This window comes from Methylobacterium sp. ap11 (assembly GCF_900110515.1).
Lineage (GTDB): Bacteria > Pseudomonadota > Alphaproteobacteria > Rhizobiales > Beijerinckiaceae > Methylobacterium > Methylobacterium ajmalii.
The window spans coordinates 320,005-345,632 of record NZ_FOEB01000001.1; the positions used below are offsets into that span (position 1 = coordinate 320,005).

A 25,628-nucleotide genomic window follows, 5' to 3' on the forward strand; every position below is an offset into this window, starting at 1 on the left:
TCCTGAGGCGTTGGCGATCGCAGATCGCCCGCACCTCAGGATGAGGTCGTGGATGGCACATTCCACTCACTCCCCGAATTCGATCACACCTCTGCCTGAACAGATCCGACGATGGACCGCCTTCCCTGCGTGCTGCTCAGCACCACCACCGATCTGCGCGGCCTGTTCGGTCCGGCGCTCGCCGAGATCGCCGATCATGTCGAGATCCTGGACGATCCGGCGCCGCACCCCGAGCGGGTGCGCCTGGCCCTGGCCTGGCGCCCGCCCGCCGACGCGATGGCGCGCTACCCCAACCTCGCGGCCCTTTGCTCGATCGCGGCCGGCGTCGACAACCTGATCGCCTGTCCCGGGCGGCCGCCCGACCTGCCGGTGGTGCGGGTGGTCGATCCCGATCAGGCGCGGGCGATGTCGGGTTTCGTGCTCTGGCACGTCATCGGCCACCAGCGGCGCTTTCAGGCGTATGCCGAAAACCAGCGCGACCGGCTCTGGCACCGGCTCTATCCGCGCGACGCGGGCGCGGTGCCGGTCGGCATCCTCGGCTACGGCAAGATCGGCCGGCGGGTCGCCGCCGATCTCGCCGCCCTCGGCTTTCCGGTCCGGGCGTGGAGCCGCAGCCGGCAAGACGCCGATCCCGGCGTCGTCCACCACCACGGGCCCGACGGGCTCTCGGCGATGCTCGGCGAGACGGAAATCCTGGTGAACCTGCTGCCGCTGACGCCGGAGACGCGCGGCATCCTCGATGCGCGCCTCTTCTCCCGCCTGCGCCCCGGGGGCCTCCTGATCCAGGTCGGCCGCGGCGAGCACCTGGTCGAGGCCGATCTCCTGGCGGCGCTCGATTCCGGTCACCTCGCGGGTGCGGCCCTCGACGTGTTCGCCACCGAGCCGCTGCCCACTGCCCATCCGTTCTGGGACCACCCGGCGATCCGCATCACCCCGCACGAGGCCTGCGAGGCGAGCCCCCGGGCCGTCGCCCGCACCCTGCTCGCCGCGGCCGAAGCGGTGCGGGCGGGACGGGTGCCGCCGGACACGGTGAATCCGGCGCGGGGCTATTGACGGCTCTGGCGAGCCTGGACGCCCTGCGGATTGCGACGCCGCTTCCGTTACGGTAGTATCGAGACGTGGACCGGGATTGGACCCGGCCGGAGGGCGAGCCATGGAATCCATCCATGCCCGCCCCGTCCTCTGACGGGGCAACGACGCGAGGATCCCCGCATGGGCGGCGGACCGGCGTTCTGACGCGGCGAGGCGGTTCGTCCGCTCGCTGAAGCTCGTCTTCGGCTGCCTTGCGCAGCCCCGGAATCCACATCCCTCATGGGCAATTCCATCATCGCCACGCGCGCCCCCGGCGTTCGCGTGGTCGCCTCCGCCTCGACCTGGATCGAGGGCGAGGCCCTGCGCCAGCTCGACGAGACCGGCGCCCTTCCCGGCATGCGCGAGACCGTCGGCATGCCGGACCTCCACCCCGGCAAGAACGGCCCGGTCGGAGCGGCCTTCCTGTCGGAGGGGCTGATCCGGCCGGTCTTGGTCGGCTCCGACATCGGCTGCGGCATGGCCCTGTGGCAGACCGACCTCGCCGCGCGCCGGGCCGATCCGCACCGGATCGCCGCCCGGCTCGACGGCCTCGACGGGCCCTGGGACGGCGACGTCGCCGGCTGGCTCGCCGGGCGCGGCGTCTCGCCCACGGCCTATGACGCCTCCCTCGGCACGGTCGGGCACGGCAACCACTTCCTGGAGGTGCAGACGGTCGCGGAGATCCGCGATCCCGCCGCGGCGGCGCGGATCGGGCTCGACCCGGCCCGCCTCGCCCTGCTGGTCCATACCGGCAGCCGGGGCTTCGGCGAATCGATCCTGCGGGCCCATGCCGAGCGGCACGGGGCCTCGCCGCTGCGGGCCGATACGCCGGAGGCGGAGACCTACCTGGCGGCGCACGACGCGGCCGTGGGCTGGGCCCGGGCCAACCGCGACCTCGTCGCCCACCGGGCGCTGACGGGGCTGGGGGCCGAGGGGCGCTGCCTCCTCGACCTCTGCCACAACGGCGTCTCGCCGGTGGAGGTCGGCGGCTGCCGCTGCCACCTCCACCGCAAGGGCGCCGCGCCGGCCGATCGCGGGCCGGTGGTGGTGCCCGGTTCGCGCGGCGACGTCAGCCTCCTGGTCGAGCCGGTCCCGGACCGGGCCGACGCCCTGTGGTCGCTCGCTCACGGCGCCGGGCGCAAGCTCGGGCGGCACGAGGCGAAGGCCAAGCTGAAGGGCCGACTGCGCCGCGAGGACCTCGCCCGCAACCCCTATGGCGGCGTGGTGGTCTGCGGCGACGAGCGCCTGCTGTGGGAGGAGGCGGCACCGGCCTACAAGCCGGCCGCCTCCGTCGTCGGCGACCTGGGGGCGGCCGGGCTGGTGCGGACCGTCGCCGTGCTGCACCCGCTCGTCACCTTCAAGTGCTCGCTCGATCCCGACGGCCCGGCCCGGGCCGACAAGCAGGCCCGCCTGCGCGAGCGCCGCAGCGCCCGCGCCGCCAAGCACGGAGAGCGCTGAGATGGCGCTGCTGCTGCAACTCAGCGCCGGACGCGGGCCCGGCGAATGCCGGCTCGCGGTCGCGGGCCTGTGCGACGTGCTGGTGCGCGAGGCGGGGGAAGCCGGCCTCGTCGCCACGATCCTGGAGACGGTGCCGGGGAAACCCGGCCTGCTCTCCGCCCTCCTGCGCCTCGACGGCCGGGAGGTCGAGGCCGGTAAGATCGATCTCTGGGCCCGGTCCTGGGAAGGCACCGTGCAGTGGACCTGCCCGAGCCCGCTCCGGCCGGGTCACGGGCGTAAGAACTGGTTCGTCTCGGTCGCCCGGGTCACGCCGCCGCGGATCGAGGATCTCGGCATCCGGGAGGCGGACCTGCACTGGGACACGTTTCGAGCCTCCGGGGCCGGCGGCCAGCACGTCAACACCACGGACAGCGCCGTGCGCCTGCGCCACCGGCCGAGCGGGCTGACCGTCACCTGCGACACCGAGCGCAGCCAGCACCGCAACCGAACCCTGGCGCTCGCCCGGCTCGGGCTCGCGCTGCGCGCCCGGGCGGAGGACGGGGTTCGGGCCGGGATGCGGGAGCGCTGGGCCCTGACCGTCGCGGTGACCGACCGCGGCGGACGCGCGGTGCGCGCCTATGCGGGGCCGGGCTTCGCCCGGGTCCGGTGAGGCGGCGACGGGGCGATTACCGCCCGTTAACCATTCCGCGCGCAAGGTTGCTGTGGTCGGCAAGACGCACCGGTTCGATTTCGCGACGGCGTGGCTTCGTTTCGCCGTGTTGCGGGGATAACCTCCGCCACGGTGCATCGGCCGTTAAGGGGGATGGGCATGTTCGGGACTATGACGGCCTTCCTGGCGATCCTGATGGTTCTCGCCCTTCGCAACCTCGCCAAGGCGGCCTTGATGCCGGTCTACGCGGTGCGCGACATCCACCGCGGCCGCTACGTCCGCGGGCTGGTGCTGCTCTCGTGCTCGGGCCTCGCGGCCTGGTCGATCTGGGCCATGACCCATACGACGCGGAATGCGGCCGCCCCGGTGGCGGCGGTGATGCATATCGGCTGAGCGCCGGACCGCTCCCCGCGACGCAATCCGCTCTGCGGCATCGGCGCCATGCGCTTCGCGCTGGCGCTTTTCGGCGTTCGGGCCCATATCGTGGCTGGCGCCCCGCGCCGGCCGGTCCTGCCGGCGGGCCCCTCGGATCGGGCGCGTAGGACCCCCATCGTCCGATCGATCCTCCCCCCGCGGTGCGGGCCCGGTACGGCGCGGCACCCAGCCGCGCCTTTCGCCGTGCGCTCCGCCGCCAAGAAGAGACCACCACCATGCTGCGTTCGAAGCAGAAGCCGAAGGTGCAGGACACCGGTCACGTCCTGTTCGACGTCTATTACGAGGACGGATCGCGCCGCTCCAACCGCCGGGTGCCCCGGGCCGCCACCCTCGAGATGGACGCCGATGCCGCCATCCGTCAGGTGATCGAGGAGCAGGACCGCGACATCGCCGAGAAGTCCGGCCGCCCGCCGCTCGCCATCACCAAGATCCTGCGCTCGGACGTCTGAGTCCGAGATCGGCGCCGGCAGCCCTTCCGCTGCCGGCCCGTCGTCAGCGTCGCGGCCCGGCGAGGCCGTGCGACAGGCGGTGCCGCAGCCGCTTCAGCGCCGCATCGTCCCGCGCGCAGAGGTCGTGACGGGTCATCGCGTCGAGCTGGCGCTGGATCCGCGCCTCGGCCGCCGGCGTGCCGGCCCGAGCCTCGGCGCAAAGGAGGCCGACCGCGACCGCCACCGCGCATGCCCCGATTCGCCCCACCATGTCGCGTTCTCTCCCGATGCCGTCGGACCCTCGCCCGCAGAGGTGAAGGCTTCCCCATCGGGCGTCGCCTCAGGCCGCCATCACCGCGTAGACATCCCCGGAATTCGCCTCCGCCGGAACGCCGATGAGATACTCCGCCATCGCCTCGCGCCCGACCGGATGGCCGAACTGCAGGGACTGGCTCTCGCCGAGCGCAACGTCGAAGCCGTAGGGCCCGAGCGCCGCCAGCCGGTCGAGGCAGCGTAGCGCCACCGCCCGGGCGATGGTGGTGAATTCGAACGACAAAGCCGGCAGAGGCTGCGAGAGCCCGGCGAGCACCCGGTCCTCGAACCCCTCGACGTCGACCTTCGCGAAGGCCGGACGCCCGTGCTCCGCCACCAGCCGGTCGAGGGTGGTGGCTGGCACCGTGATCCGGTCGTCCCAGACCTGCCCCTCCCAGCCGGATGCGCCCGCGGCCTCGGCGATGAAGTCCGGCGAGGCCGTCGACACGGTCGGGTTGGCGCAGTTGAGGTGGAGCACGACTTCGCCCGGCGCGTCGCCTGCCGCCGCCGCGACCAGCACCACGCCGGAATCGCGGCCGTGGAGCAGGCGCAGGGCCCGCATCGGCCCCGGCTGCGGCTCGAGGGCGATGACCCGGGCGCCAAGGCGCCGGAACGCCGCCACGCGGTCGCCGACATGGGCGCCGACATCGAACACCAGGTCGCCCGGCCGCACGAAGCGGCCATAGAGCGCGTCCATCGCCGCGCGGGGCGCGCCCGCGCCGCGATAGAGCCGCAGCGAGCGGCCGACGGCGGCGGCAGTCCCCCGCGGACGGGCGCCTACGAGACGGGTCATCGACACTCCGGGACGGCGGTGGTTGCCGCGATGCCTAGCACGGTTCCGGTCCCCGCTAGTGCTGCGGCACCGTGCACCGCAGGGCCCATGGGACTTTCGCAACCACCGGACGTTGTGGGCCGACACGACCCCGCCCCGCTGCAGGGTCCCCCCTTCTTGCGAGAGACCCGACCCGATGGCTGCCGAGACCACCGACCTGTCCGACCGCGCCCTGTCGATCTTCACCTTCGCGGCCTACCACCACCTGATCAGCGGCCAGCCGATCAGCTCCGTGGTGCGCCGGGACGGCAGCGGCCACCAGGCCGACCCGGAGGGCGCTGCCGAGGTGGAGACGCGCGGCCTCGCGACCCTGAGCGAGGACGAGATCACCTTCACCGAGCCGGGCGTCGCCTTCGTCGAGACGGTGGTGGCGGCGATCCGCGGGGCCTCTTCGCGCTGACGCGCCGCTTGACGGCCCGCGCGCGGCGGTGGGAATCCCTTCGGAGGCGAGCGGGCGGATCCGCGGTCGCCACCGGGGGGATTTTTACGTGGATGCGTCCGCACTGGCCGGCCTGATCGATCACACGCTCCTGCGCGCCGACGCGACCGCCGCCGAGGTGCGGCGCCTGTGCGAGGAGGCGCTGGCGCACCGCTTCAAGGCGGTCTGCGTCAACCCGGTCCATGTCGGGCTGGTGGCCGAGATTCTGTCCGGCAGCGGCGTCGCGCCCTGCTCGGTCGTCGGCTTTCCTCTCGGCGCCGCGATGCCGCAGGACAAGGCGGCGGAGGCCGCGGGCGCCGTCGCCCGCGGCGCGGCCGAGATCGACATGGTGATCGCGCTCGGCGCCCTGAAGGCCGGGGACCACGCCGCGGTCCGGGCCGACATCGCGGCGGTCCGGGCCGCCTGCCGGGGCCGGGTGCTGAAGGTGATCATCGAGACCTGCCTCCTCGACGACGCGCAGAAGCGGCTCGCCTGCACGCTGGCGGTCGAGGCCGGGGCGGATTTCGTCAAGACCTCGACCGGCTTCTCGACCGGCGGCGCCACCGTGGCGGACGTCGCCCTGATGCGGGCGACCGTCGGCGACGGCATCGGCGTCAAGGCGTCCGGCGGCGTGCGCAGCCTGGAGGCCGCCCGCGCCATGGTCGCCGCCGGGGCGACGCGGCTGGGCACGAGTTCGGGCGTGGCCCTGGTCACCGCCGGCACGGCCGGCGACGGCTACTGAGGCGAGGCGTCGTCCGGCCGGTAGCGCGCCGGCCGGCTGCCGTCCTCGTCGGTGAAGCCGTAGGCGGCCGCGAGATCGGCGACGTGCACGACCTGTCCGGTCCGCTCGGCCACGGCCGGATCGCCGGCGAGCGCCGCCAGCGCCCGCCCGGCATAGAGCGGGCTCTCGCCGGCCTCGCCGCCCATGCCGGCCTCCACCACCCGCTCGGTCCGCACCAGGCCCGGCGCCAGGGCGAGCGCGGTGACGCCGTGGGGCTTGAGCTCTGCCGCCATCGCCAGGGCGAGGCGGTTGGTGGCGGATTTCGCGAGGTCGTAGAACAGGTCGCCGAGATAGACCTCGGTGCCGAACGAGACCAGCGCCAGGAGCCCGCCCCTGGCCGAGACCATGGCGGGGGCGACGGCACGGGCCAGCAGCAGGCCGGCGAGCGGCCCGGTCTCCATGCCGTGGCGAAGCGGCGCGAGGCCGCGGCGCCAGAAGGCAGTGCCCCAGGCGGCGCCGTCGGGGTAGCGCACGCCGTCATAGCCCTCGTTGCCACCCCAGACGCTCGACACCGCGACGTCGATGCGGCCGAAGCGGCGCAGCACCCAGCGCACCATCGCGTCGACCTCGCCCTCGCGGGTGTGGTCGCACAGGTAGTGGTGGCCGCGCCCGCCCGCGAGGTCGACCTCCCGGGCGGTGTCCTCCAGGGCCTCCGAGCGCTGGTCGGTGCGGGCACCGGTCTCGCTGGAACGCGCCGTGACGACCACCGTGGCGCCGGCCTCGCCGAGCGCCCGGGCGATGCCCCGGCCGACCCCGCGCGAGGCGCCGGCGACGAGGCAGACCTTTCCGGACAGGTCCGGGACGCCCGCGGGCCTCACCGGGGGGCGCGGGACAGGAAGCGCTGGAACGCGGCCTGCGCCTCGGGCGAGCGGAGCGCCGCGTCGAACGCCTCGGCCTCCGCCGCCATGGCGGATTGCATCGCCGCATGGTCGCCGCGGATCAGCCGGCGGGCGGCGGCGAGCGCCTGGCGGGGCTTGGCCGCGAGCTTGGCGCCCTGCGCCAGCGCGTGTTCCAGCAGGCCGTCCGCCGGCACGACCGCGTTGGCGAGGCCGAGCCGCACCGCCTCGTCGGCCCCGTAGGCCTCGCCCAGCAGCAGCAGTTCGGTGGCCTTCGCCAGGCCGACCCGGCGCGGCAGCAGGTAGCTGGAGGCCGCCTCCGGCACCAGGCCGAGATCGACGAAGGGCATGCGGAAGGTCGCGGCGGGGGCGACGTAGACGAGGTCGCAGTGATAGGTCAGCGTGGTGCCGACCCCGACCGCGAGCCCGTCCACCGCCGCCACCATCGGGGTGCGGGTCGCGGCGAGCTGGCGGATGAAGCGCAGCGACGGCGCCTCGCCGAAGGAGGCTTCCGCCCTGGCGACGAAGTCGACGATGTCGTTGCCGGCGGTGAACACGCCCTCCGACCCGGCAAACACCACCGCGCCGACGCCCGACCCCTCGCGGTCGGCGCCCTCCAGCGCCTCCCGCATGGCGTCGTACATCGTGCCGGTGAGGGCGTTCTTCTTCTCGGGGCGAACGAGCTGGACGAGGCGGACGCCGCCGGGTTCATCGGTGATGCGGACGTGGTCGGTCATGGGGGCTCCGGAAATGAGGCGCGGATCACTGAGGAAGATTTCCAGCGTCGGCTGAGGAAACATCCACTCTTCCCATCCACGACCTCATCCTGAGGTGCTGGGCGATCGAAGATCGCACAGCCTCGAAGGAGGGCTCCAGAGAGCGCCGAGGCTTCTGGAGCCCTCCTTCGAGGTCAGTCCATCGTTGATGGACTGACACCTCAGGATGAGGTTGCGGGTGGGAGAGCCAGGTTCGTCTTGCGGTGTGCGCCTCACCCCGCCAGCGCCAATGCCCCATCCTGCAGGAATCCCGCTCCCCCCGTCACCGTCTCCTCCAGTCCCCGGCTCGCCGTGGCGAGGTTCTCGGCGAAGAAGCGCGCCAGGGCGATGCGGGCCGGATGCGCCGGATCGCCTTCCCCGGCTCCCAGGGCCGCATGGGCCGCGAGCGCAGCCTGCGCCAGGCAGGTGCCGCCCTGCGCCAGGCCGAACAGGCGCAGGTAGGGGGTGGCGCCGGCCAGGGCCTCGTCGGGCCGGTTGGAGCCCAGCGCCTTCAGGAGGTAGCCCGTTGCCCGGTCGAGCGCCTCGATCGTCTCGCGCAGGCGCGGGGCGGTGTGGCCGAAGCCCGGGCCGCCCTCCTTGAGCACCCGCTCGGCGACGCGGCGCATCGCGGCGATCTGGCCGCGCACCACCGCGCCGTTCTCCAGCGGCAGCTTGCGGGTGACGAGGTCGATCGCCTGGATGCCGTTGGTGCCCTCGTAGATCGCCGCGATGCGGGCGTCGCGCAGGTGCTGGGCGGCGCCGGTCTCCTCGACGAAGCCCATGCCGCCATGGACCTGGATGCCGAGCGAGGCGACCTCGATGCCGATATCGGTCGAGAACGCCTTGGCGACGGGGGTCAGCAGCGAGGCCCGGGCCTGCGCCGCCTTGCGGGACGCCTCGTCCGGGGCCCGGTGGGCGCCGTCGAGGGCTTCCGCCGTCAGGTAGCAGATCCCGCGGGAGGCGCCGGTCAGCGCCTTCATGGTCAAGAGCATCCGCTGCACGTCGGGATGCTCGATGATCGCGCTCGCGCCCTCGGTGGCCGAGGCGGCCCGGCCCTGGCGGCGGTCGCGGGCGTAGGACAGGGCCTGCTGGTAGGCGCGCTCGGCGATGGCCACGCCCTGGAGGCCGACGCCGAGGCGGGCGTTGTTCATCATCGTGAACATGCAGGCGAGCCCGCGGTTGGCCTCGCCGACGAGCCAGCCGGTGGCGCCGTCATACACCATGGTGCAGGTCGGCGAGCCGTGGATGCCGAGCTTGTGCTCGATGCCCGCGCATTTGAGCGCGTTGCGCGAGCCGTCCGGCAGCACCTTCGGCACCAGGAACAGCGAGATGCCGCGGGTGCCGGGAGGCGCGTCGGGCAGGCGCGCCAGCACCAGATGCACGATGTTGTCGGTGAGGTCGTGCTCGCCCCAGGTGATGTAGATCTTCTCGCCCGAGATCCGGAAGCTGCCGTCGCCGACCGGCTCGGCCCGGGTGCGCATCACCGACAGGTCCGAGCCGGCCTGCGGCTCGGTCAGGTTCATGGTGGCGGTCCACTCGCCCGAGACCAGCTTCTCGAGGTAGCGCGAGCGCAAGTCCTCGCTGCCGTGGCGGCTCAGCGCCTCGACGCCGCCGGCGGTGAGCAGCGGCCCGAGGCCGAAGGCCATCGCGGCGGAGTTCCACATCTCGATGCAGGCGGCGTTGAGCAGGATCGGCAGCCCCTGGCCGCCATACTCGACCGGGCCCGGGAGCGCGTTCCAGCCGCCCTCGGTCCAGGCCCGGTAGGCCTCGCGGTAGCCCGGCGGCATGGTGACGACGCCGTCCTTGAGCGGGGTGCCGTGGCGGTCGCCGACCTTGTTGAGGGGCGCCACCACGTCGTTGGCGAAGCGGCCGGCCTCGTCCAGGATGGTGTCGACGAGGTCGTCGGAGAGGTCGCCGTGCAGGCCCTCCGCGATGGCGCGGTCGAGCCCGGCGACGTGCCGGAGGGTGAAGGCCATCTCGGCCACGGGCGCGCGATAGGTCATCGAGGGCTCCTCCCCGGGGAGCGGATCGGGCGGTCGGCCTCGGGAGTGCCCGCCGCACGGGACCCCCGGGTGCCGCCCTTTGGATTTGACGTGCGGCCGCCCCCGACGCTACGGCCGGCGGCATGGTGACAGACAGTTTAGACGTGAACGATGATCGCGGGTCAATGGCGACCCGCCGCCTCGCCGCCGATGCCGCGGGCATCGCCGAGGCCGGCGCCCTGCTGCGGGCGGGCGGGCTCGTCGCGATCCCGACCGAGACCGTCTACGGGCTGGGCGCCGATGCCGGCGACCCCAAGGCGGTGGCGGCGATCTACGCCGCCAAGGAGCGGCCGCGGTTCAACCCGCTGATCGCCCACCTGCCCGACCTCGCGGCGGCGCGGCGCGAGGGCGCGTTCGGCCCCGACGCCCTGCGCCTCGCACAGGCGTTCTGGCCCGGGCCGCTGACCCTGGTGGTCCCGGCGGCCGCGGGTGGACGCGTCTGCGACCTCGCCCGGGCGGGGCTGCCCAGCGTAGCTCTGCGGGTGCCGGGAAGCGCGCTCGCTCGCGCCGTGCTGGCGGCGGCGGGCTGCCCGGTGGCGGCGCCCTCGGCCAACCGCTCGGGACGGGTGAGCCCGACCGAGGCCGACCACGTGCTCGGCGACCTCGACGGCCGGATCGCCGCGATCCTCGACGGCGGCGCCTGCCCGGTCGGGGTCGAATCGACCATCGTCGCCTGCCTCGACGGCCCGCCGGTGCTGCTGCGCCCGGGCGGCGTGCCGCGCGCGAGCATCGAAGCCGTGGTCGGCCGGCCCCTCGCCCTGCCGTCGGCGCCGGCCGGCTCGGCGCCGGTCTCGCCCGGGCTCCTCGCGTCGCACTACGCCCCGCGGGCGGCGATGCGCCTCGACGCGACGCAGATCGCGTCCGGCGAGGCCGCGCTGCTGTTCGGGCCCGCGGTGCCGGACGGGCTCGACCGGGCGCTCCTGGCGCTCAACCTCAGCCCGGCCGGCGACCTCGCGGAGGCGGCCTCCCACCTCTTTGGCTACCTGCGCCGGCTCGACGCCGCCGGTCCCGCGGTGATCGCGGTGGCGCCGATCCCCGCGGACGGTCTCGGCGAGGCGATCCGCGACCGCCTCGGCCGCGCCGCGGCGCCGCGCTGACGGCGCCTCGAAAAAAGTCGCATCGGCCGCGGAACCGATCCCCCGGCCGATGCGTTGAAGGGGTCTAGAAGGTCACTCAAGCCCCCATCGACCTTCCGCCTCGAAGCCCGGACCCGTCCGGGCTTTTTCTTTGGCCGGACCGGTGCTCAGCCAGCCAGCTTCGCGGCGATGCCGGCGACGTGGCGGCCCTGGAAGCGGGCGCCCTCCAGCTCGACCGCGCTCGGCTGGCGGCTGCCGTCGCCGCCCGCGATGGTGGAGGCGCCGTAGGGCGAGTTGCCCATCACCTCGTCGGTGCCGAGCTGGCCCTGGAAGCTGTAGGGCAGGCCGACCACCACCATGCCCTGGTGCAGGAGCACGGTGTGGACGCTGAGGATCGTCGATTCCTGGCCGCCATGCTGCGAGGCCGTCGAGGTGAAGACCGACCCGACCTTGCCGATCAGCGCCCCCTTGGCCCACAGGCCGCCGGTCTGATCGATGAAGTTCTTCATCTGCGAGGCCATGTTGCCGAAGCGGGTCGGCGTGCCGATGACGATCGCGTCGTAGCCCGGCAGCTCGTCCACGGTGGCGATCGGCGCCGCCTGGTCGAGCTTGAAGTGCGCGTTGCGGGCGACCTCCTCCGGGACCAACTCGGGCACCCGCTTGACCGCCACCTCGGCGCCCGCCTCCCGGGCGCCCTCGGCCACCGCCTGCGCCATCTGCTCGATATGGCCGTAGGTCGAGTAGTAGAGGACCAGAACCTTCGCCATCGCGTGATCTCCCAGAATTGCCTTGAACGTCGGTGGACCATCGCGGATCGCGGGCGCGGACGAAATGCCCTATGCTGCAAGCCCGCGCTTGCAGGCGCGCAAGGTCGGGAGATTTTCGTGACCGCTCCCCTCGCCTGGGACGACTTTCGGCTGGTGAAGGCCATCTCCGACCAGCGCGGCCTGACCCAGGCCGCCGAGCGCCTCGGCATCAACCATTCCACCGCCTTCCGGCGCCTCGGCCAGATCGAGGCGTCGCTGCGCACGCCGCTGTTCGAGCGCCACCGCACCGGGTACGTGCCGACCCCGGCGGCCGAGGAGATGGTGCGGATCGCCGCCCGGATGGAGGAGGACGTGCTCGCCTTCACCCGGCGGATCGAGAGCTGCGGCCTCACGCCGGCCGGCGAGCTGCGGGTCACCACCGCGGCCTCGCTGCTGACCGGGCTCCTGACGCCGATCCTCGCGGCGTTCTGCGCCCGTTGCCCGGAGGTGCGCCTCGACGTGGTGGTGTCCGAGCAGGCACTCAACCTCGCCAAGCGCGACGCCGACGTGGCGTTGCGCGCCACCAACGACCCCCCCGACACCCTGGTGGGCCGGCGCCTCGCCACCATCGCCTGGGCGCTCTACGGCCGGACCGACCTCGACAGGGCCGTGCCGCTCCACGCGCAGCGCTGGGTCTCGCCGGCACCCCGCCTGGGAGCCGCGGCGGCCGCCCGCTACGTCCAGGAGCGCACGGCGCCCGAGCGGGTGATCCTGCGTCTCGATACGGTGCAGGGGCTGGCCGACGCGGTCGAATCCGGCATCGGGATCGGCCCCCTGCCCTGCGTCATCGGCGATCCCCGGCCCGGCCTCGTGCGGCTCTCCGCGCCCGAGCCGGAACTGGCGGCCGGCCTGTGGCTCCTCACCCATCCCGACCTGCGGCGCGCCGCGCGGGTGCGCGCCTTCCTGGACTTCGTCGGCGATGCCCTCACCCGGCAGCGCGACCTGATCGAGGGCGGCCGGCCGGGCGGGTGACCGGGCTCGGTCTTCGGTGGATCAGAAGAAGGTCGGGCGCGCGCTCGCGGTGTGCTCCTTCAGCACCGCGCCGGTCGCGGTGTCGACCTCCTTCAGCAGCACGTCGTAGCCCCAGAGGTCGGCGAGGTGCTGCAGCACCCGGTTCGCGTCGTCCTTGTTGAGCAGCACGCGGTTGAGCACCTTGTGGTGCAGGATCAGCTTGCGGTCGCCCTCCAGGTCGACGTCGACCACCTCGATGTCGGGATCGAGCCAGGCGACGTCGTATTGCCGCGCGAAGGACCGCCGCAACTTGCGGTAGCCGCGCTCGTCGTGAATCGCCTCGACGCGGAGTTCCGGCTTGTCGGGATCGTCGGTGACGTGGAACAGGCGCAACTGGCGCATCAGCCGCGGGCTGAGGAACTGCGCGATGAAGCTCTCGTCGCGGTAGTTCGCCCAGACGTCGCGCAGGACCCCCATCGCATCGCCGCTGCCGGCGATGTCGGGGAACCAGGCCCGGTCCTCCTCGGTCGGCTCGGTGCAGATGCGGGCGATGTCCGTCATCATGGCAAAGCCGATGGCGTAGGGGTTGTGGCCGCCGTAGCTCCGGTCGTCGTAGTTCGGCTGGCGGATGACGTTGGTGTGCGACTGCAGGAACTCGAGGTAGGCCGCCTCGTCGATCTGCCCGGTCTCGGACAGCCGGGTCATGATCCGGTAGTGGTTGTAGGTGGCGCAGCCCTCGTTCATCACCTTGGTCTGGCGCTGGGGATAGAAATACTGCGCCACGTGGCGGACGATGCGCAGGATCTCGCGCTGCCAGGGCTGGAGCCGCGGCGCCGCCTTCTCCAGGAAGTACAGGATGTTCTCCTGCGGCAATTCCAGGAGCGCCCGGCGCCGCTCGGCGTTCGGGTCCGGCTTGCCGGTCGGGCTCTTGGCCGGCAGGGTGCGCCAGAGGTCGTTGTACATCCGCTCCTGGTGCTCCTGCCGCTCGCGCTCGCGGCGCTGCTCGGAGGAGAGGTCGGGGCGCTTCTTGCGCGGGTAGCGATGGACGCCCTGGTTCATCAGGGCGTGGGCGGCGTCCAGCACCGACTCGACGGCGGCGTGGCCGTAGCGCTCCTCGCACCGGGTGATGAAGGTCTTGGCGAAGTCCAGGTAGTCGAGGATGCCCTCGGCGTCGGTCCACTGCCGGAAGAGGTAGTTGTTCTTGAAGAAATGGTTGTGGCCGAAGGCGGCATGCGCGATGACCAGCGTCTGCATCGTCGCCGTGTTCTCCTCCATGATGTAGGAGATGCACGGATCGGAGTTGATGACGATCTCGTAGGCCAGCCCCATCAGGCCGCGGCGATAGCCGGCCTCGTGCTGGGCGAAGTGCTTTCCGAACGACCAGTGCTTGTAGAACAGGGGCATGCCGATCGACGCGTAGGCGTCGAGCATCTGCTCGGCGGTGATGATCTCGATCTGGTTGGGGTACCAGCTCAGGCCCAGCTCCGGCCCGGCGATCGCCTCGCAGGCGTCGTGGATGCGCCGGATGGTGTCGAAGTCCCAGTCGTTGCCGGTGAAGAGCGGGGCGGTCCTGGCGATGACGGCCGGGCTCGCGGGCCGCGTGCCGAAGGTGGCGGAACTCATCGGGCGTCGAACCTCCCGGTACCTGAAACCATCCCGCGGCGGGATGCGGATCGTCGTTCAAGCGGGCGCGGCCCGGGGCTGGGCCGCGCCGTCGTCACGGCCGTCAGGGCGCCGCAGCCTCCTGGCCGGCCTTGTTGCGCGAAAAGAGCTCGCGGAAGACCGGGTAGATGTCGCGGCGGTGGTTGACCTTGCGCATCGCCAGCACCGAGTTGGTCTTCGCCACCGGCTCGTAGGTGCGCCACAACGTGGTGCGGTGCTCGACGAAGCCCGCCCGCGGCCCGCCCTCGTCGCCGACCTCCAGGTAGGCGAAGTACTGGCAGGCCGGCAGGATCGCCGAGCGCAGGAGGTCCTGCGAGGTGGCGCCGTCGCTCGACACGTTGTCGCCGTCCGACGCCTGGGCGGCGTAGATGTTCCAGTCGTCCGGGCTGTAGCGCTCGGCGATGATCCGCTTCATCTCGACCAGCGCCGAGGAGACCAGCGTGCCGCCGGTCTCGCGCGAGCCGAAGAACGTCTCCTCGTCGACCTCCTTGGCGTGGTCGGTGTGGCGGATGAAGACGATCTCGACGTGCTTGTAGCGCCGGGTCAGGAAGATGTGCAGCAGGATGTAGAACCGCTTCGCGAGGTCCTTCATGTGCTCGGTCATCGAGCCCGAGACGTCCATCAGGCAGAACATCACCGCCTGGGCGACGGGCCGCGGATACGGCTCGAAGCGTCGGTAGCGCAGGTCGATCGGGTCGACGTAGGGGATGCGCTGCGAGCGGGTGCGCAGGCGCTCCAGCTCCGCCCGCAGTTCGTCGAGGACCGCGGCGTCGGGCTCGCTCTCCTCGAGCGCGCGGATCTCCTCCTCCAGGGTCGCCGTCTCGGCCGCCTTCGGCCGCTTGAGGGCGATGCGCCGCGACAGCGAGTTGCGCAGGGTCCGGCCGATCGAGAGGTTGGCGGGCGAGCCGGACACGGTGTAGCCGGCCCGCCGCAGGGTCGCGGTCTCGACCACTGCGAGGCGGCGCTTGGCGAGGTCGGGCAGTTCGAGGTCCTCGAGGAAGAGCTCCAGGAACTCCTCGCGGGTCAGGACGAAGCGGAACGAATCCTCGCCGTCCGCCCCGCCGTCGCCGGCCTCGCCGCTGCCGCCTCCTCCCCCGCCGCCGCCCGGCGGGCGCTCGATCAGGTCGCCCTCGATGTAGGTCTTGTTGCCGGGCAGGATGTGGTCCTGCACCCCGGTCGAGGGGTTGCGGGTGAATTTCGGCTCCCGCACGCCGTCCACCGGAACGGTGACGTGACCGTCCTTGCCGAGATCCTTGATGTCCTTCTCCCGGGCCGCCTCGCGCACGGCGCGCTGGGCCACGTCGCGGACCCGGCGCAGGAAGCGCTGCCGGTTCGCCAGGCTCTTGCCGCCGGGATTGAGGCGTCGATCGATGATGTGCATCCGCTTCGCGCTCTCCGATCACGCCATCCTGTCGTTTCCGGCTCGGTCCCGCTACGGCGAGCGGGTGATCCGAGGGAGTGGGATCCGCGGGCCCGATGCCGCCCGCGGATCCGTCCGGGCTCAGCCCGCCTGCTTGACGCGCATGTACCACTCGACGAGGCGCCGGACCTGGCGCTCGGTATAGCCGCGGTCCTTCATCCGCTCGACGAACTCGCCGTGCTTCTTCTCGGTCTCGCTGTCCTTCTTCGAGCCGAAGGAGATCACCGGCAAGAGCTCCTCGACCTGGCTGAACATCCGCCGCTCGATCACCTCGCGGATCTTCTCGTAGGAGGTCCAGGACGGGTTGCGCCCGCCGTGCTGGGCCCGCGAGCGCAGGGCGAACTTCACCACCTCGTTGCGGAAGTCCTTCGGGTTGGCGATGCCCGCCGGCTTCTCGATCTTGGTGAGCTCCTGGTTCAGCAGCTCGCGGTTGAGCAACTGCCCGGTCTCCGGGTCCTTGAAGTCCTGGTCCTCGATCCAGGCGTCGGCGTAGTCGATGTAGCGGTCGAACAGGTTCTGGCCGTAATCGTGGTACGATTCGAGATAGGCCTTCTGGATCTCGTGGCCGATGAACTCGGCGTAGCGCGGCGCCAGCTCGCCCTTGATGAACTCGAGGTAGCGCTTCTCGGTCTCGGGCGGCAGCTGCTCACGACGCAGCGACTGCTCGAGGACGTACATCAGGTGGACCGGGTCGGCCGAGACCTCGGTGGTGTCGTGGTTGAAGGTGGCGGCCATCACCTTGAAGGCGAAGCGGGTCGAGATCCCGTCCATGCCCTCGTCGACGCCAGCGGTGTCCTTGTATTCCTGCATCGAGCGGGCGCGGGGATCGACCTCGCGCAGGGACTCGCCGTCATAGACCCGCATCTTGGAGAAGACGTTCGAGTTCGCGTGCTCGCGCAGGCGCGAGAGCACCGAGAACCGGGCCAGCATCTCCAGGGTGCCGGGCGCGCAGCGGGCGGCGGCGAGTTCGGAGCCCGAGACCAGCTTCTCGTAGATCCGCTGCTCCTCTGTCACCCGCAGGCAGTACGGCACCTTGATGACGTAGATGCGGTCGATGAAGGCTTCGTTGTTCTTGTTGGTCTTGAAGCTCTGCCACTCGGCCTCGTTCGAGTGGGCGAGGATGATGCCGGTGAAGGGAATCGCGCCGATGTTCTCGGTGCCGACGTAGTTGCCCTCCTGCGTCGCGGTGAGCAGGGGGTGCAGCATCTTGATCGGCGCCTTGAACATCTCGACGAATTCGAGGATGCCCTGGTTCGCCCGGTTGAGGCCGCCCGAATAGGAATAGGCGTCGGGATCGGCCTGGCTCAGGGTCTCGAGCTTGCGGATGTCGACCTTGCCGACGAGGGACGAGATGTCCTGGTTGTTCTCGTCGCCCGGCTCGGTCTTGGCGATGCCGATCTGGCGCAGGCGCGACGGGTTGACCTTGACGACCCGGAACTTCGAGAGGTCGCCGCCGAACTCGTCGAGGCGCTTGAGGCACCACGGGCTCATCAGCCCGGTCAGGCGCCGGCGGGGCACGCCGTAGCGTTCCTCCAGCATCGGCCCCATCGTCTCGGGGTCGAACAGCACCAGCGGGCTCTCGAAGACCGGGCTCATCTCGTTGCCGGCCTTGAGCACGTAGATCGGGTGCACCTCCATCAGGGCCTTGAGCCGCTCGGCCAGCGACGACTTGCCGCCGCCCACGGGACCCAGCAGGTAGAGGATCTGCTTGCGCTCCTCCAACCCCTGCGCGGCATGGCGGAAGAACGAGACGATGCGCTCGATCGTCTCCTCCATGCCGTAGAATTCGGAGAAGGCAGGATAGGTACGGATGGTCCGGTTCATGAAGATCCGGCCCAGGCGCTGGTCGCGCGCAGTGTCGATGAACTCGGGTTTGCCGATCGCATCGAGGATACGCTCGGGCGCACTCGCGTACATCAAGGGGTTGTCACGGCAGGCTTCGAGATACTCGGAGAGCGTCATCTCGGAGTCCCGGCGGGACTCGTAGCTGCGTGCGAAAGTTTGAAAGAGGTCGCTCGCTGACGGCATTGGCATTCCGGACCCTCACGACATCGCCAGGATCATCCTGTCCCGCCTCGGATGCAATCGATATCCCCATGTTTGTCGCAGCGCGGCGACGCAGGGAGGGGTGCGGAGGCGGCGGGAACGCTGTATGCAGGCCGGCTGCGGGCAAGGCGCCGGCCCTGACGAACGGGAAAGTCGCAAGCCTGCCAATGCGAAAGCCGGGCATCGACCGGGCCTGTGCCGTAAAGGACACGCCTGTTCCAGTTTTTCCACACCCCCCAGGGCGCCGTCAGGCGCTCCGCGGGACGTGAGGGGAACGCCGCCCGCGAGGGCGGCGTTCCGGATTCGTTTCGGTCCTTCGGCGCGGAGCCGGCCGTCAGAGGTCGGTGGTGTCCTTCTTGGCGCCGTCCTTGGCCCCGTCCTTCGGCGCATCCTTGCCGCCTACCGTCAGCTTGATCGTCTGGGTGCTGACGTTGCCGTCCGTGCCCTTGATCTCGACCGTGACCTCGTCGGTGCCGGTGAAGCCGGCCTTGCTCTCGTAGAACAGGGCCTGGACGTTGGCGTCGGCGTTCGGGCAGCGGTAGGTGGCGGGGGTCTTCACCTTGCCGGCGCGCTGGATCAGGGCGCCGTTCTTCGGCGGGCTCGTCACCTTCAGCTCGGGCTGGGGCCCGAGCGAGCAATCCTTCTTCAGGTTGGGCACCATCACGAGCCGGACCTGCTTGCCGGAGGCGACGGAGTGCTCGCGGACCTTGGCGGCTTGCGCCAATGCGGGGCCGGCAGCCAGCACGGGCCCGGCGGCCATCAGGACGGCAAGGGCCAGGGTCGGGCGGAAGGGGCTGGTCATGGGCTCTCAAGCTCTCCGAGGGATATGCCGGCCGCATGTGGGGAGCGGGCCGGTCGCCGTCGAGGCCCGCCGGGCGGGTTCCGCGGAGGAAACCGCCCTCCGGACGGAAACACGCCCGAAACCTGCGCCGCCAGGGCCGGAGCCTCAGTGCAGGACCAGCATCACGAACAGATTGAACAGCCCGAGCAGGGCGACGCCGCCGAGCCAGATCCAGTATCCCCGTCCCTCGACCGGATAGTCGCCGATCATCCCGTCCCCTCCTCGGATCCGTCGCCCGTCGCGGCCTGGAGCACCGCCAGGGTCGCGCCGGTCACCCGGGCGATCTGCGCCGGGGTGAACTCGCCGGCAAGGGCCGAGGCGAGGCCGCGCTCGATTCTTGCGCGTTCGCCGGCATCGCCGATCGGGTCTGACGGGATATCGCTCTCGCGCAGGCGGCAGGCGTCGCGGATCGTGTCGGAGGCCTGTTTCAGCACCCGGCGCTGGTCCGGCGTCATGTCCCAGAGCGGGTTGCGCAGCCGCGCGATCACCCGCTTGGCGTCGCGATAGTCGCGGTCGACCACCGGGATCGCCTCGATCTGGCTCACCAGCAGGACGAGTTCGAGGATGTCCGCCGTCGCCTCCGGGCAGGTGCGCACGACGCGCATCAGCCGGGTGATCAGCTCGGTGGTCGGGGAAGCCTGGCGGCGAGGGTCGGCCATGGCCGCGTAACGCGGCGCCGGCCGATCGGTTCTGTCACGAACGAGAAAAAGACCGGGGGCCGCCCGCATGGGGGCAACCGGGCGGGCGCCGGGATGCCCGCCGGCTGCGCCCCGCCCCGCCCCGCCCGGTCCGGAGCGTCAGCCCTTCGCGACCGTGAACCCGGCCCGCGGGAAGTGCAGGTGCAGCGCCCCCACCCGGGCCTCGTCGCGGCGGATGACGATGCGGCCCGCATCGACGGCCACGAGCCGGCCCTCGACCGGCACGCGGGCGAAGTCGTCCGGCGTGACCGTCACGGTGTCGCCGGGGGCGGCGGCGATCAGCTCCGGCACCGCGTTCACCGGCTCGACCGGGGCGGGCTCGGCGTCGCGCGCGGCATCGAGCGCCGCCTCGGCGCTCATCGGCGTCGGGCGGCCGTGTCCGAGGGCCCCGACCCGCGCGATCCAGCCGTGGAGCGGCGCGAGGCCGAGGAGTCGGTCGACCGCCTCCGCCCGCTCGCCACCGCGCATCAGCCAGAGCAGGTGGTAATGCGCGAGGTCCACGACGCCGGCCCGGTCGCCGCCGAGGAAGCGGCGCCCGTCCGACAGGGCCTCGGCGAGCCACCCGGTCCAGGCCGCGACCCGCTGGGCGTTGCGGGGGAAATCCGGCTCCATCGCCGCGTGGCCGATGTCGACGTAGAGGTAATCGTCCTTCCGGTCGCGCAGGAAGGGCGCGGGCAGGTCGCCGGCGAAATGCACCGTGACGCCGATCGCCGCGAGCCAGAGGTCGCGCTCCAGGCCGAAGGTCAGGCCCTCGGCGAGCGCCGGGGCGAGGCCCGGATACAGGCTCGGCTCCGGATGAAGCCGTTCGAGGGCGGGCAGGATCGCGTGGGTGTCGCAGTAGACGTCGGCCCCGACCTGCAGCACCGGCACGCGCCGGTAGCCGCCGGTGAGCGGGTCGAGCAGCGGACGCGGCGGCATCATCGCGATGTCGACGGAGCCCCAGTCGAGGCCCTTCAGGCCGAGGGCGAGGCGGATTTTCTCCGCGTAGGGCGAGAAGGCGTAGTGGTGCAGGACGATCTGCGGCGCGGACATGCGGAAGCTCCCGGCGGGCGGTGTGGAGAGGATCAGGCCGGGAGGGCGCCGACCTGCTTCAGGAGGCCGAGATTGTCGAGCAGCGCCCAATGCTCGACCAGGCGTCCGTCGACGATGCGAAACAGGTCCATCACGGCGATGTCGATCGCGTGGCCGCTGGGAGCCAGCCCCATCAGGCCGCCGGTATGGCGACCCTGGAAGCGCAGCCGCACCAGCACCTTGTCGCCCTCGGCGATCACCTCGTCGATCGGCAGGGCCATCCCGGTGACGCCGCCATGCAGCACCTCGCCGAGCCGGCGCACGCCCTCGGGGCCGCGCACCGCGAAATCGAGGCCGGGATCGTGGCGGACAAAGTCGGGGGCGATGTGGCGCTGCCACCAGGCCTCGTCGCGGGCGAGGAAGGCGGCGAAATAGGCGCGCGCCAGATCCTTGTTGGCGTCGGTCGACATCGAATCCCTCCCTCGAGGCGCGCGGCTTCGCGGATCTGCCGCTTCGCTCTTCATCGAAAATAGGAAGACCCCCGGCTTTGCCAGCGTGGCGGCGGCAGTTTGACGTTTCCCGGAGGGTCCATCGAACGAGCTTCATTGCCCAGCGGGTGTCGGCCTGCTCGCTGGTGGGCTCAGGCGGCGGTGCGGTCGCTCCGCCTCATGCCGAAACGAGGGCCGCCCGGTGGTCGCGCGGCACCGGCGCCTGTGCGCGACCTGCCCGGCTTGCCGGCTCGGGGTCGCCGCCCCACCGGCAACGGGCGCGGCCGCGACGCCGTTCGGGCCGCGGCTGCACCCGGTGGCGATGTCTCCCGAGACCTTCCAGGCACTCTCCCCGCGACCATCACGGCCGGATCGCCCCCTGCCATCCCGGATGTGCCGCGCCGATGAACGCGCGTGCCCAAAGACACCCCGTGGGCAATGACGTCCCGAGCCGGCCCGCCCCGACCGGATGAGGAAAGCCCGGTGCGTTCAAGTCTTCCATCCGTCTCGACGGGGCCGGCGCGGTCGCGCCGACCAAGGTCCAGGCTGACATCGGCGGGATCATCGTCACATTCGCTCATCGGTCGAGCGCGACATCGATCCCGTCCGGGATCGATAGCCTCCGGGAGAGACGCGAATGCATGTAACGATCGAGCAGGCCGAGACCGCCATCCGTGCCGCCCGGGAGAAGGCGGTCGCGCTCGGCACGCAGATGTGCATCGCCGTCGTCGATTCGGGCGGCAACCTGAAGGCGTTCCACCGGATGGACGGCGCCTGGGTGGGCTCGATCGACATCGCGCAGAAGAAGGCGAGGACCGCGGTGTTCTTCGGCATGAAGACCGGGGCGATCGGCGGCCTCTCGCAGCCCGGCGGGCCGCTCTACGGCATCGAGCACTCGAACGACGGGCTCATCACCTTTCCGGGCGGCATCCCGATCGTCGACGGGAGCGGCGAGATGTCCGGCGCCATCGGCGTCTCGGGCTCGTCGGTCGAGAACGACGACGCGGTGGCGCTCGCCGGCGCCCGGGCGATCGGCGACACCGAGCTGCCGGAGCATCCCTGGCGCACCTGAGCGCCGCTCCCGGCGCAGCCCGAGCGAGGGCGGCCGGGCTTCGCGCCGCGCGGCCCTCTCCCAGGACGGGTCACTCGGCCCGCCGGACCACGGCGCGGTCGCCGTTGACGCGCTGCGCCCAGTCCCGGGCGCGATCCTGGCCCTTGAGGTCGACGAGCCGCGCCCCGCCGACATCGGCGCTGCGGAAGTCGGCCCCCGCCACGGTCGCGCCGGTGAGGTCGGCGCCCGACAGATCAGCGCCGGTCAGCGCCACGTCGGTGAGGTCGGCCCCCGTCAGGTTCGCGAAGTCGAGGCGGGCGCGGCCGAGATCGGCCCCGGTCAGGTTCGCGCCGGCGAGGTTCACCGAGACGAACACCGCCCGCATCAGGCCCATGGACTGGTTGCGCAGATCCGCCCCGCCGCGCAGGCCGACGAGGGACGCCCCCCGCATGGTCGCGCCGCGAAAGTCGCCGATCGGGATGGCGCGGCTGAGGTCGGCCCCGGTCAGGTTCGCCCCCCGGGCGGTGACCCCGAACATCCGGGCGCCGGCGAGCTTCGCGCCGGTGAGGTCGGCCTTGATGATCCAGGCCTGCTCCAGGTTGGCGCCGGTGAGGTCGGTGCCGCGCAGGTCGGCCGCGTTGAGCCGGGCGGTCCGGAGGTTCGCCCCCCGCAGGTCGAGGCCCGAGAGGTCGAGGCCCGACAGCGCCCGGTCGGAGAGGTCGACGGGCCGGCCGGCGGCGCGGGCGATCAGCGCCTCGACGTCGGCGCGGCTCATCTCCGCCTTCGTCATCGCCGGGGAGGCCATGTCGGCGCCCAGCAGCATGTCCTGCTCGGCGGGGGCCGGGCCGGCGGCGAGGACCGCCAGGACGGCGGCGGGAATCGCCATCGGGGCGAGGCGTCGCATGGTTCCCTCCCTGGGCCGGCCCGGATCGCCCGGCGGCCGATCGTTGGCGGGCGTCGTCGATCGCGCCCGGGGGACACGATACCGCGCCCGCAGCCACCGGGAGGGCCGGCGCGCCCGCGTCACTTCGACCACCCGGGGGCACGCCCCGGGGCGCGGTCAGGCGGCCTTGCGGCCGGCATGGCGGCCGATCGCGTCCTCGGCCTCCCGGGCCGGGACCGGGCGACCGAAGAGGTAGCCCTGCATCTCGGCGCAGGCGAGGAGCCGCACGGCCTCGCGCTGGGCTTGCGTCTCGACGCCCTCGGCGGTGACGGTCGCGCCGAAATGCGCCGCCATCCCGACGACCGCGCCGACGATCGCCGCGGTGTCGGGGTCGGCGATGTCGCGGATGAACGAGCGGTCGATCTTGATGCGGTCGAAGGGAAACCGCCGCAGGTAGCTCAGCGACGAGTAGCCGGTGCCGAAATCGTCGAGCGCGATGCGCACGCCGAGCGCCTTCAGGCGCTGCAGGCAGGAGAGCGAGACGGGATCGTCCTCGACGAGGATGCTCTCGGTGATCTCGATCTCGAGGCGCGCCGCCGGCAGCCGCGCCCCGGCGAGCGCCGCCAGCACCGTCTGCTCGAGGCCGGGCTGGCGCAGCTGCAGCGCCGAGACGTTGACGGCGACCCGCAGTCCCTCGGGCCAGCGCGCCGCCGCGCGGCAGGCCTCGTGGAGCGCGAAGGCGCCGAGCGCCACGATCCGGCCGGACTCCTCGGCCAGCGGGATGAACTCCGAGGGCGGGACGAGCCCGAACTCGGGATGGTGCCAGCGCATCAGCGCCTCGAACCCGCACAGGGTGCCGTCCGCGCTGCGCAGGATCGGCTGGTAGTGCATCGTCAGCCCGCCGGTTCCCCCGAGCGCCGCATGCAGGTCGCGCTCGAGGCGGGCGCGGCGGGTGAGCGCCTCGTCCATCCCCTGCACGTAGTGGCGGAACGTGTTGCGACCGTCCGCCTTGGCCCGGTAGAGCGCGATGTCGGCCTTCTTGAACAGGTCGTCGGCATCGGTCTCGCCGTTCGCCAGCGCGATGCCGATGCTGATCCCGACCCCGGCCACCACGCCGCCGAGCGGGACCGGCCGCTCCACCGCGTCGATCAGGCGGCGGGCGATACCCTCGACGCAGCGCCGGTCGTCGATCCCGTCGAGGATGATGGCGAACTCGTCGCCGCCGAGCCGCGCGATGGTGTCGGCGCCGCGCACGACGCCGCGCAACCGGTCGGCGACGACCTTGAGGAGCGCGTCGCCCGCCGGGTGGCCGTAGGTGTCGTTGACGGCCTTGAAGCGGTCGAGGTCGCAGGCCAGCACCGCGACGCCGCCGCGCCGGTCCCGGGTGCCGGCGAGCCGCCCGCCCAGGCGCTCGCGGAACAGCACGCGGTTCGGCAGCCCGGTCAGGGCGTCGTGCAGGGCCATGTGGGCGATGCGCCGCTCGGCCTCGCGCCGCAGCGTGGTGTCGACCTGGAGACCGACCATGCGGACCGGCCGGCCGCCCTCCCCGGGGCCGTCGCGGCTCACCACCTTGCCGCGGGCGAGCACCCAGCACCAGCCGCCGTCGCGCCGGCGCAGGCGGTGCTCGCACTCGAAGACCGCGCTGCGCCCCGTCAGGTGCTCGTCGAGGAGCCGCCCCAGCGTCGCGGCCTCCTCCGGGTGGACGAGGGACTGCCAGGTCTCGATCCGGCCGGGAAGCTCGCCGGGGGCGTAGCCGAGCATCGTCTGCCAGCGGTCGGACAGCCACATCGCTCCCGTGGTCAGGGTGAGGTCCCACAGCCCGTCGGTATCGACCGCGAGCGCCAGCCGCTCCTCGCTGACGCGCAACGCCGTCTGGCTCGCCCGCAGGGCCGCGTTGGCCCGCAGGGTGCGGTCGGCGAACAGCGCCAGGACGCCGAAGCCCAGGATGCTGAGCATCACCGTGGTGATGCCGGCGGCGAGCACGAGGCGGGGCAGGATCGCCCCGGTCTCGACCGGCATCAGGTCGGGCACGATCTCCAGGGCGGCCATCGCGGTGAAGTGCATGGCGGCGACCGAGGCGGTGAGCACGCTCGCCACGACGAGGCGGGTATGGGGCCGGGCGCGACCGCCGTGGATCGCGAATCCGGCGGCGGCGAGGGCGCAGCCGACCACGACGGCGGCGAGCGCCAGCGGCCGGTCGAAGGCGAGCGTGCCGGGCACCTGGAGGCTCAGCGTGCCGACGCCGTGCATCGCCGCGACGCCGAGGCCGAGGATCAGCCCGGCGCCGAGCGAGCCCGCCATCCGGTCGCGGGCCCGGCTCGCCCCGAAGGCGGCGAGCACCGAGAGGACGGAGGCCGCGAGCGACAGGAGCGTGCCGTCGAGGCGGTAGCCGATGGTGAAGCCGGGATCGTAGCCGAGCATCCCGATGAAGTGCGTGCACCAGATCCCCGCCCCGGCCGCGAAGCTCGCGACGACGAGCCAGACCCAGCGCCCCATCCCGACCGTGTCGAGGCTGTGCCGGTTGAGGCGCAGGGCCGTGTGAAGCGAGACCCAGCAGATCAGGCCGGCGAGCGGGACGACCCAGGCGGCGTGCTGGTCGACCAGGCAGGCGATCGGGCGATACATCGGACGACCTCCGGGTGAGACGGGCGTGCCCCGGCGCACGCGCGGGCGATCGG

25 protein-coding genes are annotated in these 25,628 nt (G+C 72.3%); 10 read left to right on the plus strand and 15 right to left on the minus strand.

Going from position 1 to position 25,628, the window contains the following annotated elements; all coding sequences use genetic code 11:
* The first annotated feature begins 111 nt into the window (after positions 1-111).
* The 5 genes from BMX97_RS01330 to BMX97_RS01350 all read left to right on the plus strand — a co-directional run bounded on the left by BMX97_RS01330 (position 112) and on the right by BMX97_RS01350 (position 4,062).
* Positions 112-1,053, plus strand: a complete 942-nt coding sequence (locus BMX97_RS01330) for a 2-hydroxyacid dehydrogenase (protein WP_091744638.1) — start codon at positions 112-114, stop codon at positions 1,051-1,053.
* Between the two features lie 258 nt (positions 1,054-1,311).
* Complete coding sequence (locus BMX97_RS01335) at positions 1,312-2,529, plus strand: RNA ligase RtcB family protein (RefSeq protein WP_091744641.1); 1,218 nt, start codon at positions 1,312-1,314, stop codon at positions 2,527-2,529.
* A 1-nt stretch (position 2,530) separates the two neighbouring features.
* Entirely contained in the window at positions 2,531-3,178 is a 648-nt protein-coding gene (gene prfH / locus BMX97_RS01340) for a peptide chain release factor H (protein ID WP_091744643.1), read from the plus strand.
* A 159-nt stretch (positions 3,179-3,337) separates the two neighbouring features.
* A complete protein-coding gene (locus tag BMX97_RS01345) occupies positions 3,338-3,571 on the plus strand; it encodes a hypothetical protein (protein WP_091745093.1) in 234 nt (77 codons plus the stop codon).
* A 257-nt stretch (positions 3,572-3,828) separates the two neighbouring features.
* Positions 3,829-4,062, plus strand: a complete 234-nt coding sequence (locus BMX97_RS01350) for a hypothetical protein (protein ID WP_091744645.1) — start codon at positions 3,829-3,831, stop codon at positions 4,060-4,062.
* A gap of 43 nt (positions 4,063-4,105) precedes the next feature.
* Here BMX97_RS01350 and BMX97_RS01355 read toward each other — a convergent pair whose 3' ends face one another.
* Positions 4,106-4,312 (minus strand): hypothetical protein, encoded by a 207-nt coding sequence (locus BMX97_RS01355; RefSeq protein WP_091744647.1) that lies wholly within the window; start codon positions 4,310-4,312, stop codon positions 4,106-4,108.
* 69 nt (positions 4,313-4,381) lie between these two features.
* Positions 4,382-5,146 carry an FkbM family methyltransferase gene (locus tag BMX97_RS01360; RefSeq protein WP_091744649.1) on the minus strand — a complete coding sequence of 255 codons (765 nt, stop codon included), beginning with the start codon at positions 5,144-5,146 and terminating at the stop codon, positions 4,382-4,384.
* 175 nt (positions 5,147-5,321) lie between these two features.
* On the opposite strand from BMX97_RS01360, the gene BMX97_RS01365 reads away from it, so the two are divergent.
* Together BMX97_RS01365 and deoC are read left to right on the plus strand one after the other, a co-directional pair.
* Positions 5,322-5,585 (plus strand): hypothetical protein, encoded by a 264-nt coding sequence (locus BMX97_RS01365; RefSeq protein ID WP_091744651.1) that lies wholly within the window; start codon positions 5,322-5,324, stop codon positions 5,583-5,585.
* Positions 5,586-5,673: 88 nt separating this feature from the next.
* Positions 5,674-6,345 carry a deoxyribose-phosphate aldolase gene (gene deoC / locus BMX97_RS01370; protein ID WP_091744653.1) on the plus strand — a complete coding sequence of 224 codons (672 nt, stop codon included), beginning with the start codon at positions 5,674-5,676 and terminating at the stop codon, positions 6,343-6,345.
* Here the strand turns inward: deoC and BMX97_RS01375 are convergent.
* The 3 genes from BMX97_RS01375 to BMX97_RS01385 all read right to left on the minus strand — a co-directional run bounded on the left by BMX97_RS01375 (position 6,339) and on the right by BMX97_RS01385 (position 9,978).
* The gene (locus BMX97_RS01375) at positions 6,339-7,202 is read right to left on the minus strand and encodes an SDR family NAD(P)-dependent oxidoreductase (protein WP_091744655.1); all 864 of its coding nucleotides are present in this window, start codon (positions 7,200-7,202) and stop codon (positions 6,339-6,341) included. The two genes, deoC and BMX97_RS01375, sit on opposite strands and share 7 nt — an antisense overlap.
* Positions 7,199-7,957: an enoyl-CoA hydratase-related protein gene (locus BMX97_RS01380; protein WP_091744657.1), complete on the minus strand. Its 759-nt coding sequence runs from the start codon at positions 7,955-7,957 to the stop codon at positions 7,199-7,201. Before BMX97_RS01380 ends, BMX97_RS01375 begins: the two co-directional genes overlap by 4 nt.
* A 251-nt stretch (positions 7,958-8,208) precedes the next feature.
* Complete coding sequence (locus BMX97_RS01385; protein ID WP_091744659.1) at positions 8,209-9,978, minus strand: acyl-CoA dehydrogenase family protein; 1,770 nt, start codon at positions 9,976-9,978, stop codon at positions 8,209-8,211.
* Positions 9,979-10,100: 122 nt separating this feature from the next.
* Here BMX97_RS01385 and BMX97_RS01390 point away from each other — a divergent pair, with 122 nt between their 5' ends.
* On the plus strand, positions 10,101-11,114 hold the full coding sequence (locus BMX97_RS01390) for an L-threonylcarbamoyladenylate synthase (protein ID WP_091744661.1): 1,014 nt from the start codon (positions 10,101-10,103) through the stop codon (positions 11,112-11,114).
* 146 nt (positions 11,115-11,260) lie between these two features.
* Here the strand turns inward: BMX97_RS01390 and wrbA are convergent, their stop codons facing one another.
* Complete coding sequence (gene wrbA, locus BMX97_RS01395) at positions 11,261-11,860, minus strand: NAD(P)H:quinone oxidoreductase (RefSeq protein ID WP_091745095.1); 600 nt, start codon at positions 11,858-11,860, stop codon at positions 11,261-11,263.
* A 117-nt stretch (positions 11,861-11,977) separates the two neighbouring features.
* Between wrbA and BMX97_RS01400 the strand changes: the two genes are divergently transcribed.
* A complete protein-coding gene (locus BMX97_RS01400; RefSeq protein ID WP_244538220.1) occupies positions 11,978-12,871 on the plus strand; it encodes a LysR family transcriptional regulator in 894 nt (297 codons plus the stop codon).
* 21 nt (positions 12,872-12,892) lie between these two features.
* On the opposite strand, the gene BMX97_RS01405 is transcribed toward BMX97_RS01400, so the two are convergent.
* From BMX97_RS01405 to BMX97_RS01435, 7 genes are all read right to left on the minus strand, one after another.
* Positions 12,893-14,473, minus strand: coding sequence for a SpoVR family protein (locus BMX97_RS01405; protein WP_091744663.1), 1,581 nt, complete (start codon positions 14,471-14,473; stop codon positions 12,893-12,895).
* Between the two features lie 103 nt (positions 14,474-14,576).
* Positions 14,577-15,893 carry a YeaH/YhbH family protein gene (locus tag BMX97_RS01410; RefSeq protein ID WP_091744665.1) on the minus strand — a complete coding sequence of 439 codons (1,317 nt, stop codon included), beginning with the start codon at positions 15,891-15,893 and terminating at the stop codon, positions 14,577-14,579.
* Between the two features lie 120 nt (positions 15,894-16,013).
* Positions 16,014-17,966, minus strand: a complete 1,953-nt coding sequence (locus BMX97_RS01415; protein ID WP_091744667.1) for a PrkA family serine protein kinase — start codon at positions 17,964-17,966, stop codon at positions 16,014-16,016.
* Between the two features lie 346 nt (positions 17,967-18,312).
* A complete protein-coding gene (locus BMX97_RS01420; protein ID WP_091744669.1) occupies positions 18,313-18,780 on the minus strand; it encodes a 4-aminobutyrate aminotransferase in 468 nt (155 codons plus the stop codon).
* Between the two features lie 245 nt (positions 18,781-19,025).
* The gene (locus BMX97_RS01425; protein WP_060846377.1) at positions 19,026-19,478 is read right to left on the minus strand and encodes a hypothetical protein; all 453 of its coding nucleotides are present in this window, start codon (positions 19,476-19,478) and stop codon (positions 19,026-19,028) included.
* A 138-nt stretch (positions 19,479-19,616) separates the two neighbouring features.
* Complete coding sequence (locus BMX97_RS01430) at positions 19,617-20,549, minus strand: glutathione S-transferase family protein (RefSeq protein WP_091744671.1); 933 nt, start codon at positions 20,547-20,549, stop codon at positions 19,617-19,619.
* A gap of 32 nt (positions 20,550-20,581) precedes the next feature.
* Positions 20,582-20,998 carry an ester cyclase gene (locus BMX97_RS01435; RefSeq protein ID WP_091744673.1) on the minus strand — a complete coding sequence of 139 codons (417 nt, stop codon included), beginning with the start codon at positions 20,996-20,998 and terminating at the stop codon, positions 20,582-20,584.
* 655 nt (positions 20,999-21,653) lie between these two features.
* Between BMX97_RS01435 and BMX97_RS01440 the strand changes: the two genes are divergently transcribed.
* A complete protein-coding gene (locus tag BMX97_RS01440) occupies positions 21,654-22,088 on the plus strand; it encodes a GlcG/HbpS family heme-binding protein (protein ID WP_091744674.1) in 435 nt (144 codons plus the stop codon).
* A 70-nt stretch (positions 22,089-22,158) separates the two neighbouring features.
* Here the strand turns inward: BMX97_RS01440 and BMX97_RS01445 are convergent, their stop codons facing one another.
* Together BMX97_RS01445 and BMX97_RS01450 are read right to left on the minus strand one after the other, a co-directional pair.
* Positions 22,159-22,971, minus strand: a complete 813-nt coding sequence (locus tag BMX97_RS01445; RefSeq protein WP_091744676.1) for a pentapeptide repeat-containing protein — start codon at positions 22,969-22,971, stop codon at positions 22,159-22,161.
* Positions 22,972-23,127: 156 nt separating this feature from the next.
* Entirely contained in the window at positions 23,128-25,575 is a 2,448-nt protein-coding gene (locus BMX97_RS01450) for a bifunctional diguanylate cyclase/phosphodiesterase (protein ID WP_091744679.1), read from the minus strand.
* Positions 25,576-25,628: the final 53 nt, after the last annotated feature.

What these genes read in the sequence shown, in the direction of transcription:
- wrbA (WP_091745095.1), bottom strand. Translation starts at nt 11,860, where the DNA reads ATGGCGAAGGTTCTGGTCCTCTACTACTCGACCTACGGCCATATCGAG.
- BMX97_RS01330 (WP_091744638.1), top strand. Translation starts at nt 112, where the DNA reads ATGGACCGCCTTCCCTGCGTGCTGCTCAGCACCACCACCGATCTGCGC.
- BMX97_RS01365 (WP_091744651.1), top strand. Translation starts at nt 5,322, where the DNA reads ATGGCTGCCGAGACCACCGACCTGTCCGACCGCGCCCTGTCGATCTTC.
- BMX97_RS01425 (WP_060846377.1), bottom strand. Translation starts at nt 19,478, where the DNA reads ATGGCCGACCCTCGCCGCCAGGCTTCCCCGACCACCGAGCTGATCACC.
- BMX97_RS01410 (WP_091744665.1), bottom strand. Translation starts at nt 15,893, where the DNA reads ATGCACATCATCGATCGACGCCTCAATCCCGGCGGCAAGAGCCTGGCG.
- BMX97_RS01385 (WP_091744659.1), bottom strand. Translation starts at nt 9,978, where the DNA reads ATGACCTATCGCGCGCCCGTGGCCGAGATGGCCTTCACCCTCCGGCAC.
- BMX97_RS01390 (WP_091744661.1), top strand. Translation starts at nt 10,101, where the DNA reads ATGGTGACAGACAGTTTAGACGTGAACGATGATCGCGGGTCAATGGCG.
- BMX97_RS01405 (WP_091744663.1), bottom strand. Translation starts at nt 14,473, where the DNA reads ATGAGTTCCGCCACCTTCGGCACGCGGCCCGCGAGCCCGGCCGTCATC.
- BMX97_RS01350 (WP_091744645.1), top strand. Translation starts at nt 3,829, where the DNA reads ATGCTGCGTTCGAAGCAGAAGCCGAAGGTGCAGGACACCGGTCACGTC.
- BMX97_RS01450 (WP_091744679.1), bottom strand. Translation starts at nt 25,575, where the DNA reads ATGTATCGCCCGATCGCCTGCCTGGTCGACCAGCACGCCGCCTGGGTC.
- BMX97_RS01380 (WP_091744657.1), bottom strand. Translation starts at nt 7,957, where the DNA reads ATGACCGACCACGTCCGCATCACCGATGAACCCGGCGGCGTCCGCCTC.
- BMX97_RS01435 (WP_091744673.1), bottom strand. Translation starts at nt 20,998, where the DNA reads ATGTCGACCGACGCCAACAAGGATCTGGCGCGCGCCTATTTCGCCGCC.
- BMX97_RS01440 (WP_091744674.1), top strand. Translation starts at nt 21,654, where the DNA reads ATGCATGTAACGATCGAGCAGGCCGAGACCGCCATCCGTGCCGCCCGG.
- BMX97_RS01420 (WP_091744669.1), bottom strand. Translation starts at nt 18,780, where the DNA reads ATGACCAGCCCCTTCCGCCCGACCCTGGCCCTTGCCGTCCTGATGGCC.
- prfH (WP_091744643.1), top strand. Translation starts at nt 2,531, where the DNA reads ATGGCGCTGCTGCTGCAACTCAGCGCCGGACGCGGGCCCGGCGAATGC.
- BMX97_RS01335 (WP_091744641.1), top strand. Translation starts at nt 1,312, where the DNA reads ATGGGCAATTCCATCATCGCCACGCGCGCCCCCGGCGTTCGCGTGGTC.
- BMX97_RS01355 (WP_091744647.1), bottom strand. Translation starts at nt 4,312, where the DNA reads ATGGTGGGGCGAATCGGGGCATGCGCGGTGGCGGTCGCGGTCGGCCTC.
- BMX97_RS01360 (WP_091744649.1), bottom strand. Translation starts at nt 5,146, where the DNA reads ATGACCCGTCTCGTAGGCGCCCGTCCGCGGGGGACTGCCGCCGCCGTC.
- BMX97_RS01430 (WP_091744671.1), bottom strand. Translation starts at nt 20,549, where the DNA reads ATGTCCGCGCCGCAGATCGTCCTGCACCACTACGCCTTCTCGCCCTAC.
- BMX97_RS01345 (WP_091745093.1), top strand. Translation starts at nt 3,338, where the DNA reads ATGTTCGGGACTATGACGGCCTTCCTGGCGATCCTGATGGTTCTCGCC.
- BMX97_RS01445 (WP_091744676.1), bottom strand. Translation starts at nt 22,971, where the DNA reads ATGCGACGCCTCGCCCCGATGGCGATTCCCGCCGCCGTCCTGGCGGTC.
- BMX97_RS01415 (WP_091744667.1), bottom strand. Translation starts at nt 17,966, where the DNA reads ATGCCAATGCCGTCAGCGAGCGACCTCTTTCAAACTTTCGCACGCAGC.